Source organism: Candidatus Symbiopectobacterium sp. NZEC135 (assembly GCF_025962695.1).
Genome location: NZ_JAGFPF010000084.1, coordinates 1 through 11224, shown reverse-complemented (window position 1 = coordinate 11224; position 11224 = coordinate 1). Strand labels below are relative to the sequence as shown.

Annotated in this window: 13 protein-coding genes and 1 pseudogene; 5 read left to right on the top strand and 9 right to left on the bottom strand. The window is 48.8% G+C overall.

Annotated elements, in window-relative coordinates; translation table 11 throughout:
• From J5224_RS22070 to J5224_RS22060, 3 genes are all read left to right on the top strand, one after another.
• Window positions 1–738: hydrolase (locus tag J5224_RS22070; RefSeq protein WP_264627397.1), on the top strand; the 738-nt coding region annotated here is incomplete at its 5' end.
• Window positions 735–962: a YheU family protein gene (locus J5224_RS22065; protein ID WP_196908059.1), complete on the top strand. Its 228-nt coding sequence runs from the start codon at window positions 735–737 to the stop codon at window positions 960–962. The genes J5224_RS22070 and J5224_RS22065, both read left to right, overlap by 4 nt.
• Window positions 963–1072: 110 nt before the next feature.
• Window positions 1073–1942 (top strand): phosphoribulokinase, encoded by an 870-nt coding sequence (locus J5224_RS22060; RefSeq protein WP_264627396.1) that lies wholly within the window; start codon window positions 1073–1075, stop codon window positions 1940–1942.
• 86 nt (window positions 1943–2028) lie between these two features.
• Here the strand turns inward: J5224_RS22060 and J5224_RS22055 are convergent, their stop codons facing one another.
• Entirely contained in the window at window positions 2029–2436 is a 408-nt protein-coding gene (locus J5224_RS22055) for an OsmC family protein (RefSeq protein WP_264627395.1), read from the bottom strand.
• A 316-nt stretch (window positions 2437–2752) separates the two neighbouring features.
• On the opposite strand from J5224_RS22055, the gene crp reads away from it, so the two are divergent.
• Complete coding sequence (gene crp, locus J5224_RS22050; protein ID WP_012764006.1) at window positions 2753–3385, top strand: cAMP-activated global transcriptional regulator CRP; 633 nt, start codon at window positions 2753–2755, stop codon at window positions 3383–3385.
• Between the two features lie 64 nt (window positions 3386–3449).
• On the opposite strand, the gene argD is transcribed toward crp, so the two are convergent.
• From argD to J5224_RS35820, 5 genes and pseudogenes are all read right to left on the bottom strand, one after another.
• Window positions 3450–4673, bottom strand: coding sequence for a bifunctional acetylornithine/succinyldiaminopimelate transaminase (gene argD, locus J5224_RS22045; protein ID WP_264627394.1), 1224 nt, complete (start codon window positions 4671–4673; stop codon window positions 3450–3452).
• 124 nt (window positions 4674–4797) lie between these two features.
• A complete protein-coding gene (locus tag J5224_RS22040; protein ID WP_264627393.1) occupies window positions 4798–5373 on the bottom strand; it encodes an aminodeoxychorismate synthase component II in 576 nt (191 codons plus the stop codon).
• Between the two features lie 184 nt (window positions 5374–5557).
• Entirely contained in the window at window positions 5558–5659 is a 102-nt protein-coding gene (locus J5224_RS35825) for a carbohydrate-binding protein (RefSeq protein ID WP_413544712.1), read from the bottom strand.
• The gene (locus J5224_RS22035; protein WP_264627392.1) at window positions 5656–5814 is read right to left on the bottom strand and encodes a hypothetical protein; all 159 of its coding nucleotides are present in this window, start codon (window positions 5812–5814) and stop codon (window positions 5656–5658) included. Before J5224_RS22035 ends, J5224_RS35825 begins: the two co-directional genes overlap by 4 nt.
• A gap of 43 nt (window positions 5815–5857) precedes the next feature.
• Window positions 5858–6748: pseudogene (locus tag J5224_RS35820) on the bottom strand (lytic polysaccharide monooxygenase); the annotation flags it as partial.
• Window positions 6749–7854: 1106 nt separating this feature from the next.
• Between J5224_RS35820 and J5224_RS22030 the strand changes: the two are divergent.
• Window positions 7855–8979, top strand: a complete 1125-nt coding sequence (locus J5224_RS22030) for a polysaccharide lyase (RefSeq protein ID WP_264627391.1) — start codon at window positions 7855–7857, stop codon at window positions 8977–8979.
• A gap of 58 nt (window positions 8980–9037) precedes the next feature.
• Here the strand turns inward: J5224_RS22030 and J5224_RS22025 are convergent, their stop codons facing one another.
• From J5224_RS22025 to J5224_RS22015, 3 genes are all read right to left on the bottom strand, one after another.
• On the bottom strand, window positions 9038–9667 hold the full coding sequence (locus J5224_RS22025; RefSeq protein ID WP_264627390.1) for a lytic polysaccharide monooxygenase: 630 nt from the start codon (window positions 9665–9667) through the stop codon (window positions 9038–9040).
• A 58-nt stretch (window positions 9668–9725) separates the two neighbouring features.
• Window positions 9726–10370, bottom strand: coding sequence for a lytic polysaccharide monooxygenase (locus J5224_RS22020; protein ID WP_264627389.1), 645 nt, complete (start codon window positions 10368–10370; stop codon window positions 9726–9728).
• Window positions 10371–11011: 641 nt separating this feature from the next.
• On the bottom strand, window positions 11012–11224 hold a 213-nt coding region (locus J5224_RS22015; protein WP_264627388.1), incomplete at its 5' end, for a peptidylprolyl isomerase.

Below are 11224 nucleotides of genomic sequence, written 5' to 3'. Positions count from 1 at the left end.
CAAGGCTGGCTGGCGGTGATCATGCATTTTCGCGGCTGTAGCGGTCGCCCCAACCGTCTGAACCGTATCTACCATTCGGGTGAAACCGATGACGGCAGCTATTTGCTGCGCTGGATGCGAGATACGCTAGGCGAAGCGCCGACCGCTGCCATCGGCATCTCATTGGGCGGCAATATGCTGGCTTGCCTGCTGGCGAAGCGGGAAGAGGCGCAATTACTCTGTGCGGCGGCGATTGTCTCCGCGCCGTTTCATCTCGACGCCTGTAGCCGTAGGATCGAGCAGGGATTTTCCCGTATTTATCAGCGCTATCTAGTCGGGCAGTTGAAACAGAATGCACAGCGTAAGCTGGCGCGCTATCCGGGTTCGTTACCGATTGTCCCGGCACAGTTGCAACGCATCAAGGGATTGCGAGAGTTTGATGATGCGATCACCGCCCGTATTCATGGCTTTCAGGATGCTGCCGACTACTACCATCAGTGCAGTGCGCTGGCGTTGCTGCCCACCATTCGCACGCCGACACTGATCATTCATGCGCAAGACGATCCGTTCATGACACCCGAGGTGATCCCGGATATCAGCCACCTACCCGACACTATCGAATACCAACTGACGGCGCACGGCGGGCACGTCGGGTTTGTTGGCGGTACATTACTGAAACCGGAAATGTGGCTGGAACAACGCATTCCGGCCTGGTTCACGCACTTTCTATCAGCGGACACCGCAAAGGCAACAGCATGATGATTCCCTGGCAGCAGCTTGATAGCGATACGCTGCAAAACATTATTGAGTCCTTCGTGTTGCGTGAAGGCACGGATTACGGCGAGCAGGAGCGCTCACTGGAGGAAAAAGTCAGGGATATTCGTCGCCAGCTTGCCTCGGGCGACGTGGTGCTGGTGTGGTCAGAACTGCATGAAACGCTGAATATCATGCCGCGCACCCAGCTCAACGAAAATACGCCGTAACGTGATAAATCACCGTTTCCTGACGTGCGGGGGGTCGTCTTGCGCCACCGGGTCTGTTATACAGTGAGAGCCATGTTAGCCAAATGCCTCATCCGACGGAGTGAAACCGCATGTCGCAACAACACCCGATCATTGCCGTTACTGGCTCCAGTGGAGCAGGCACCACCACGACCAGCCTCGCGTTCAGGAAAATTTTCCAGCAGTTGCAGATAAAAGCCGCTTCACTGGAAGGCGATAGCTTTCACCGTTATACCCGGCCAGAGATGGACATGGCGATTCGCAAAGCGAAAGATTTGGGCCGCCATATCAGCTATTTCGGCCCAGAAGCCAACGATTTCAGCCTGCTTGAGCAAGCGTTTATCGACTATGGCCGCAACGGTACCGGAAAAACGCGCAAATACCTGCACACTTACGATGAGGCGATCCCCTACAATCAAGTGCCCGGCACCTTTACGCCGTGGGAACCGATGCAGCATCCTACCGATATGCTGTTTTATGAGGGGTTGCACGGCGCAGTGGTCACCGACCAGTACGATGTTGCCCAGCACGTAGACCTACTGGTCGGCGTGGTGCCCATCGTCAATCTGGAATGGATTCAAAAGCTGGTTCGCGACATCAATGAACGCGGACACTCACGTGAAGCAGTGATGGATTCGGTAGTGCGTTCCATGGAAGATTACATCACCTACATCACGCCGCAGTTTTCTCGCACCCATATCAACTTCCAGCGCGTACCAACTATCGATACCTCAAACCCCTTTGCCGCCAAGGCGATCCCTTCGCTGGACGAGAGTTTTGTGGTGATCCATTTCCAGGGCGTCGAGCATATTGACTATCCCTATCTGCTAGCCATGCTGCAAGGCTCGTTTATTTCACACATCAATACGTTGGTGGTGCCGGGGGGGAAAATGGGTCTCGCCATGGAGCTGATTATGGCGCCGTTGGTAAAGCGACTGGCAGAAGGGCGTAGCGCGGGCTGAGATAACACACACCGCCCGCCAGAAAGCTATGCGACAACGAAGAAAGCTATTCGACTATGAAGAAAACTATACGATAACGAAAAAAACTAGGCGACAGCGATGATTTCGTGGCTGTGCGTGACCTTCACCGCCTTTTCTAACATTAGCGCCACTGAACAATACTTCTCCGCCGACAGCGATACCGCCCGTTCAACCACCTTATCCGTCAGCCCTACGCCCGTGACGATAAAATGCAGGTTGATATGGGTAAACAGACGCGGCGCTTCTTCACGACGCGTGGAGGATAATTTGACTTCGCACCCGGTGATCGTATTGCGGCCCTTTTGCAAAATGGACACCACATCAATGGCGCTACAGCCCCCTGCCGCCATCAACACCATCTCCATCGGACTGGGGGCTTTATCGCCGGCATTGCCATCCATCAGGATCTGATGCCCGGATGACGACTCACCGAGAAAGGTCAGATCTTCAACCCATTTTACGCGCGCTTGCATCCACAACTCCTCAAATTTATTTGAAAATTACTCACTGTTATATATAAAAACCGCCGATAACTAGAGCTTAATCATGCTGAAGCGAGACAACACGAGACAGGCTCGTCAAGCTGTGTTACAAACAGGAATAGAATCCGTTCCTTCAGCTTTATGCTGACGGTAAGAACGGATCGTGACGTCGCCATACAGAAGCCAGTATATTCCCTGACGTCAGTCCGCCAACACGGAATTTTTACTACTAGCACGTTGATACGCCGTACAGGGAACTCTGAACCCTGTAATTTGCGCAGTGAATTACAACAGAGGATAACAGCGAATGGTTCTCGGCAAACCGCAGACAGACCCGACTCTTGAATGGTTCCTTTCTCATTGTCATATTCACAAGTATCCATCGAAGAGCACGCTGATTCACCAAGGTGAAAAGGCAGAAACGCTTTACTACATCGTGAAAGGCTCAGTGGCTGTGCTGATCAAGGATGAAGAAGGCAAGGAAATGATCCTCTCCTACCTCAACCAGGGGGATTTTATTGGAGAACTGGGCCTGTTCGAAGAGGGCCAGGAACGCAGTGCATGGGTGCGGGCGAAAACGGCCTGTGAAGTCGCTGAGATCTCCTATAAGAAATTCCGTCAGCTGATTCAGGTCAACCCGGATATTCTGATGCGTCTTTCCTCACAGATGGCACGCCGCCTTCAGGTGACCTCCCAGAAAGTGGGCAACCTGGCCTTCCTGGATGTGACGGGCCGCATCGCACAGACGCTGTTGAACTTGGCGAAGCAACCCGATGCCATGACGCACCCGGATGGGATGCAAATCAAGATCACGCGTCAGGAAATTGGTCAGATTGTTGGCTGTTCCCGCGAAACGGTAGGCCGTATTCTGAAAATGCTGGAAGACCAGAACCTGATCTCGGCACACGGCAAAACCATCGTGGTGTACGGCACACGCTGATATCACCCGTGCCGCTTAGACAAAAGCACGTTGCGCTGCGCAGCGTGCTTTTGACGAACCTTCCCTACTCCGCTTTCACTACCGCTTCCACCGCCCGCGCGAACCGCGCCATGCCCTGATCGATATCTTCCAGATCAATCACCAATGACGGCACAAAACGCATCACGTTAGGCCCAGCGACCAGCACCATCACGCCCTGCTCCGCAGCAGCAGCAAGGAACTTGCCCGCCTGACCGTGCCATTTAGGCTTCAGTTCTGCGCCAATCAGCAAACCCATACCGCGAATTTGCTCAAAAATACCGTGCTCTTCATTAATGGCCTGAAGAATCGAAACGAAACGCTCGTGGCGCGCTTGTACGCCGGAAAGCACCTGTGGGGTGTTGATGGTGTCTAATGCCGCTTCCGCTACCGCACAGGCCAGCGGATTACCGCCGTAAGTGGTGCCATGTACGCCGACAGTCATCACAGAGGCAACCTCTTCAGTAGTCAGCATGGCGCTGATGGGGAACCCGCCGCCCAGCGCTTTCGCCGTGGTGAGAATATCCGGCGTCACGCCATAGTGCATGTAGGTAAACAGTTTACCGGAACGCCCCATGCCGCTTTGCACTTCATCAAACACCAGCAGCGCATGATGCTGATCGCATAGCTCACGCACGCCTTTGAGGAATTCCGGCGTGGCCGGCGTAATGCCGCCTTCGCCCTGAATTGGCTCCAGCACCACGGCACAGGTATGGTCATCCATCACCGCTTTTACTGCGTCTAGATCGTTAAACGGCACGTGCACGATATCGGCCGGTTTTGGTCCGAAGCCATCGGCGTATTTCGCCTGCCCACCGACCGAGACAGTGAACAAGGTGCGACCGTGAAACGCATTGTAGAACGCAATGATTTTGGTTTTGTACGGGCTGTGGCGCTTAATCGCATAGTGGCGTGCCAGTTTGAAAGCCGCTTCGTTGGCTTCTGCACCAGAGTTAACAAAGAACACACGCTCGGCAAAGGTGGCGTCGATCAGTTTGCTGGCCAGACGCAACGCTGGCTCATTGGTGAAGATATTGCTGGTGTGCCACAGCGTTTCACCCTGCTGCTTTAACGCCGCCACCAGCGCCGGGTGGCAATGACCCAGTGCCGTTACCGCAATCCCACCAGCAAAGTCGATATACTCGCGCCCTTGCTGATCCCATACGCGGCTACCTTTGCCTTTAACCGGCACAAATTGCGCCGGTGCGTATACGGGGAGAATCACCTTGTCATGCGTCGCCCGGGTTACCGCCTTTGAATCTGTTGTCATTTGCTTCCGTCCACACCGCTTAAAGTGAAAATATAATCATCAAATATGCATAAAAAATCAATACGCAAGGTTATAAAATAGCGCGTTATGACAGTCCGTTTTATCGCAACCGGTGCTGATAACCTCAGGTATTAAGGAAATTCTGCAACAATTGATGCCCTTGCTCACTCAGAATACTCTCCGGGTGAAACTGCACCCCTTCTAACGGCAAGGTTCGGTGGCGTATTCCCATGATTTCATCACGCTCGCCGTCACGCTCCGTCCAGGCCGTCACGTCAAACTCGGGAGGCAAAGAGGTGGGGTCGATCACCAGAGAGTGGTAGCGCGTCACCGTTAATGGCAGTGCCAGCCCGTTAAAAACGCCGCTCCCGGTGTGCTGTATCACGGAGGTTTTGCCGTGCATCACTTGGCGCGCCCGCACCACGCGCGCACCAAACGCCTGCCCCATCGCCTGATGTCCAAGACACACGCCAAGAATGGGCAGCTTGCCTGCAAAATGGCGAATCGCCGCCAGAGAAATACCCGCGTCATCCGGCGTGCAAGGGCCGGGGGAGATCACCAGATGCGTAGGGGCCAGCGCTTCGATGTCGCTCAACGTAAGTGCATCGTTGCGTTTAACCAACACCTCAGCGCCCAGCTCACAAAAATACTGGTAGAGGTTGTAGGTGAATGAGTCGTAGTTGTCGATGAGTAACAGCATGCAGAACACGTCTTACGATGGATATATAGGCGGTAGGCTACTGTGCTTGGGTAAGCTTAAGCAATGAATATCTGACTCACCGGAATCATCACCGAAAAAAGTGATAGGTATTTGCCACGCCATCAGTAAAAATACCGGGCAGTAGATTGCCCGGTATTGATGTGCTCTGATTAGAAACGCGCTGCTATATCAGCCGCCATAGCGTGCGAGCCTGCGCTGGATTCCACGCCGGTGAGTCTGCTCGGTGCCCTTGTATACATTCATAGTTAGACCCCTGATATGTCACTCGGTCTCCCCTTTCATACCGTGTTCCCAACTGCCATTGAGGATAACGTCCCGGCGGTGGTGGTGGTGGTGGCGGATCAATAGGACCACCACCACCTCCTCCTCCTCCTCCTCCACCTCCACCTCCGCCGCCAAAATCAACATCCAGTGCGCCATAAAAACCGGCCCCAGAGTCCGCGACCAGCCATACCGCTAAAATGATATGATGACCCGTCCTGGGCGCTGATGGGATCAAAATAGATTGACTGCTCATTGGTCCCATTGATTGTATCGATTCCTGCCAAAAATATCTGTTTGTGTGGAAATTGCTTTGAAACGGTGCCGGTTCAAAATCTGCACGCGTTGGCCGATGATTTCTATTCCAAGTAGGGCGGGTAATGAAATAGCGATAACCGCGTGTTCTATGATTCACCGTGTGATTCCAACTGATCGGGACCAGTTGTCCCGGCCGTACAGGGAATTTTGGCCACACAGAGCCACGTGCTGTCAGTAATTGGCTATCAGACAGGTTCACAATATCACGGGCATCGGTACGACCACCGCTCAGAATGAACCCATCCGGCAGAGTCAATGGTATTGGGGGAGCAACCCGTGTTTCATCAGGAAAAGGCCCAGCCTCCCCTGGAAACCAACGGAGATCACTGCTGTGGGTGCCATTATTAAACGCCGGGAAATTTTTTTGCCCTTCCATTTCCGTTGCTTGATGGTTACTGATCCATCCCCTAGAGCGTGCATAATAGGCTCTAGAACGTGGAAGTCTTATATATCCATGAAACGGCGCAATACCATCGGGGTCATGATGGCAACCACATTCCTCCGGCTCATAATAAGTTTCAGGTTGTGGATACTCACTACAGGGGTTATCGGGAATACAGGGGTTGTAGGGTGGCGGATACTGACCGCAAGGATTGTAGGGTGGCGGCGGTGGATCTTCCACACAGGGATAGTAGGGTGGCAATGATGGATGGTCACCACAGTGTTCAACAGGTGGTAAAGGATACTCACCACAGTGATCAATCGGAGGGATTATAGGTTGATCGTCATGCTCATCAGGTTGACCATGATAATGCTCGTCATCATGTTTAGCCATTTTTCACCTCTCATTATTGATAAAACAACGATATATCGATAAATAAAAATCACTCAGTAATATAGCTACCTATATCGATGCTTATATTTCATTCGTGCCATTATTAATAATTAAAATAGAAATAAAATTGATACATGCGCGAAAATAACAAAAGCAATCACACTCAAATACAATTCGAGATCAAATTATTCAGTTAAGAATCAACCTTCAAAAAAATATAATGCAATCAATAAAACCTCCTTTTCCCTACAGGAAAGTGGTTGTACACAAGATATTTAAAAAGCTAACAAATGCATGCTGGCGGGATAAAAAATCAAAGCGAGACAAGGATTCATCCCCCCCCCCATTAAACAAACACCTCAATTTGATAATGGCTAGCTGACTAAGAATTAGCATTTTTAATAAAAAACAAAATAACAATAATTATACTAACTCACTTTAAAAAATTATTTCCTTTTTTACATTGTAAACCCACGGATAAACAAATCAACCATAGAATAAAATTAACCATAAGCATTTGTTTTCAATGAAAGAAAAAAAATAAACGACTCCATGTCAGCAAAATCCTAAAAAATATTATCTTCAGAGAAAAAGCCTGGTTAATATTTAAAATTCAAAATTAATTATACATTAAAAATCACTTAGCGATAAAATCAATGATCACACTAACCATTGATAATTTACACTTTTATTTTCAACATCTATCAACGTACATAAAAATGTGACTTAGATTAAATTTTTTGAATTGAAATCGCAAAAATATTGATGAAAACCTATCCAGCATTGCGCAAATCGCCAAATTAAGAAAGCCACTTCCATTCACCTGAAAACCAACACACCATAAGAAAAAAATAACATTATGAATCATAATAATTTTTTATGTTTCATGAAAATCAAAACTCACTGTAAAATCGATTAAAATGTAAAAGAATCATTTCTCTCTCAATAATTACCTTTCATTTGTTTTTTTCTCACTTTTTGCTTTAATGATACGGCAATACAGTAAAAGCACTTTTCATTTTTATTGAAACAAACCTATACCCTACCCTCGGCATTGGGATCATTATGCCGGAGCAAAACCATAACTCCCTCAGGAGACAACAGGAATGAAACACGTTCTACTTTCTCTTACCGCAGGATTGCTGACATTAAGTGCACAAAGCGCATTTGCCGCGAATACCGGTGGCTATGCGACCACAGACGGCGGTGATATCTCGGGTGCCGTAAAAAAAACCGCCCATTCCATGCAGGATATTGTCGACATCATTGAAGCCGCTCGCGTAGATAGCAGCGGCAAGAAAGTGAAAACCGGCGCGTATCCGCTGGTTATCACCTATGACGGCAACGAAGATAAACTGATCAATGCCGCCGCTGCCGATATTTGCAGCCAATGGAGCAAGCCCGCTCGCGGGGTTGAAATCAAAGAATTCACCAAAGGGATTACCATTCTTGGCACCAATGGCTCATCGGCCAACTTTGGTATCTGGTTAGTGAAATCTTCCGATGTGGTGATCCGTAATATGCGTTTCGGCTACATGCCGGGTGGTGCGAGTGACGGCGATGCCATCCGCGTGGATAACACGCCGAACGTCTGGGTTGACCATAACGAGATCTATGCCAAGAACTATGAGTGCCCCGGCACACCGGATGGCGATACCACGTTTGAATCCGCGGTTGACATCAAGAAAGCGTCGACCAACGTGACGGTTTCTTATAACTACATCCACGGTATTAAAAAAGTCGGATTAAGTGGCTCAAGCAGCAGCGATACCGGCCGTAACCTGACATACCACCACAACGTTTACAGCGATGTGAACGCCCGCTTGCCGTTACAGCGCGGGGGGCAAGTGCATGCCTATAATAACCTCTATTCTGGGATTACCAGTTCAGGGATAAACGTACGTCAGAATGGGCTCGCGCTGATTGAACGTAACTGGTTCGAAAACGCCGTTAACCCCGTGACGTCACGCTACGACGGCTCAAACTTCGGTACCTGGGTTCTGCGTGATAACAACGTCACCAGTGCGGCTCAAAACGCTACATATAACATCACCTGGACCAGCGACTCCAAAGCGTACGTTAACGCAGAGGACTGGAAATCAACAGGCACCTTCCCGTCATTGCCTTACAGTTATTCACCGGTCAACGCCCAGTGCGTGAAAGCGAAGCTGGCACAGTTCGCCGGTCAGGGAAAAGGTCTGGCGGTCCTGACGACAGCATCCTGTAACTAACCCACAAGTAACATCAAGGCCACATTACGTGGCCTTGATTTCTCGTATTATCGCTATCTTAAGAACCAAAATTAACATCCAGTACCTGATAGAAAGCGTCTGCTTTATCAGAAACGGTCCATACTCCCAATATGACCTGATAACCCGTGCGCTGTGGCACCACACAGTCGGTACTCGTATTTTCCAGAGGGGTTGAGTCTACCGGCACATAGTTCATACAGAAGGGTTCTGGCTCGAAACTGGCACGCGTCAGCGGCGCATTCGGGTTCCAGTTCTGTTTCGTGATAAAGAACTGCCAACTGTAAGTGTTATAGGGCGCTTTCATGGTCCAGGTAAAGGTGTTGTATCCTGGATTCATCGGGGACTTATACCAGCGATTAGCACTTTGGGCATCCAACTGAGAAAACTGAGGATTTCCCGCACTGGCAATTTTCCCGTCCGGTGGGCCCTCTACCGGGAAACCTCTTGGGCCTTCAATATATTGAGGTTGAAACTTTGCCGGTCCACAATTTATATTATTAATCCCACTGATGTCGCTGGTACACAAAATAACGCGGCTGGGTGGGGATGAAATATATCCACTGTATGGACTTTCCGGTGGTACGGCCTGTGCATCAGCGACCACCTCTTCAGCAACCCCATAGGAACTGACAAATAGAGTTAATAGCAGCAAGACGATGTGTTTCATTTCTTACTCCAGATTTTATATTCAGCATTTTACCCTGTTGTATCATTCATGATAGCGATCAGAATTGAGCATCAATGACTTGATAGAAGGCATTTGGTGTGTCCGCAATCGTCCATACCGCCAGCAACACCTGGTATCCGGTACGCGCAGGGATTGTACAATTCATAGAAAATGGTGATGTTGGTCGGGGATAGGGCGGTGAGAATATTTGCTGACAAATAGGCGAAAGGTTAAAACTGGCACGCGTCAAAGGTACACTGGAGTTCCAGTTTTGATTAGTAATAAATACCTGCCAGGAGCGCGTAAGGTGCGTTTGCGTCAGCGTCCACGTAAACACCCTGTTTCCCGCTTGCATCGGAACACGTACCCAGCGAGTAGCGGTTTGCTGATTCATCTCGGTAAATCTGGGGTTTCCTCCACTGGCGATTTGGCCATCAGGTGGACCACCATTGGGAAAACCTAGTGGCCCTTCAATCGATTGAGGCTCCCATTGAACAGCACCACAGCCCGTATTATGTTGTGGTGCGGGAATAGCAGTACGGCACAGGGTGGCGCGGCTTGCCGGATTGTTGACAAAGCCATGCGCAGGCATAATGTCAAAAGGAGGTTGCGGTGGATTATGATCAACAGTGATATTTTCTGCTTCAGCCATTACTTGAACACAACCAAGTAACATACTTAGCAGAAGTAGGAATCTTTTCATTTCTTACTCCATTGTCATCATGATAACTAGCTGAATGAGAATAAGTGTGTAGCCATATGCGAATAGCAATACGTAATGGCCCGGTTTACTGCTCCATAAATAAATGACATCAATAATATATTCAATGACAAATCTGTCTTTATTTAAAAAATCAATTAGCCTCAGAAATTAATCTGAAAAATTAATAAAAATATCAAATCACAGTGAAACAGCCTTAAATGACAAGCCATCTCTTATCGAAAAATAAGCATTAAGAAATAATATTAGCTGGCGAATAATAAGATAGTTTAGATAAAATAGACAATGATCATATCGCAAATTAATTATAATTATTCAATCGATAACGGAGCATCGGTTCAAGAGTCATTTTCTTTATTAAGCATAACTGATATTTTTAAATTGTACACCTTATATAAAACAAGCTATAACCTCATGATTATTCATTAATAATACCACGAATACGTATTCATCAACCCTGTGCGACTTTTCCTAATCAACACGACAAAAGCATGAGAATAATTAACTAAACCAATAATAATCAACCATAGCACTGCACGAATAAGATGCCGAAGAGATCGCCAAAAACCATCAAGGCCACGCAATGTGGCCTTGATATCAAACCCAGAAATTCTCAATAACGTTTACGGCAGCACTTTCGCCGATTTAATCACGATAGGTTTGCTTGGCACATTCTGGTAAGGGCCGACGTTGCTGGTTTGCACCTGAGAGATCTTGTCGGCAACATCCATCCCTTTCACCACTTTACCAAACACCGCGTAGCCAAAATCGCGCTGACCGTGATCGAGGAACGCGTTATCCGCGACATTAATAAAGAACTGACTGGTCGCGCTGTC

Excerpts from the sequence above, each read along its gene's own strand:
- crp (WP_012764006.1), top strand. The coding sequence starts at position 2,753 with ATGGTTCTCGGCAAACCGCAGACAGACCCGACTCTTGAATGGTTCCTT.
- J5224_RS22065 (WP_196908059.1), top strand. The coding sequence starts at position 735 with ATGATGATTCCCTGGCAGCAGCTTGATAGCGATACGCTGCAAAACATT.
- argD (WP_264627394.1), bottom strand. The coding sequence starts at position 4,673 with ATGACAACAGATTCAAAGGCGGTAACCCGGGCGACGCATGACAAGGTG.
- J5224_RS22030 (WP_264627391.1), top strand. The coding sequence starts at position 7,855 with ATGAAACACGTTCTACTTTCTCTTACCGCAGGATTGCTGACATTAAGT.
- J5224_RS22025 (WP_264627390.1), bottom strand. The coding sequence starts at position 9,667 with ATGAAACACATCGTCTTGCTGCTATTAACTCTATTTGTCAGTTCCTAT.
- J5224_RS22035 (WP_264627392.1), bottom strand. The coding sequence starts at position 5,814 with ATGGCGCACTGGATGTTGATTTTGGCGGCGGAGGTGGAGGTGGAGGAG.
- J5224_RS22040 (WP_264627393.1), bottom strand. The coding sequence starts at position 5,373 with ATGCTGTTACTCATCGACAACTACGACTCATTCACCTACAACCTCTAC.
- J5224_RS22060 (WP_264627396.1), top strand. The coding sequence starts at position 1,073 with ATGTCGCAACAACACCCGATCATTGCCGTTACTGGCTCCAGTGGAGCA.
- J5224_RS22055 (WP_264627395.1), bottom strand. The coding sequence starts at position 2,436 with ATGCAAGCGCGCGTAAAATGGGTTGAAGATCTGACCTTTCTCGGTGAG.
- J5224_RS22020 (WP_264627389.1), bottom strand. The coding sequence starts at position 10,370 with ATGAAAAGATTCCTACTTCTGCTAAGTATGTTACTTGGTTGTGTTCAA.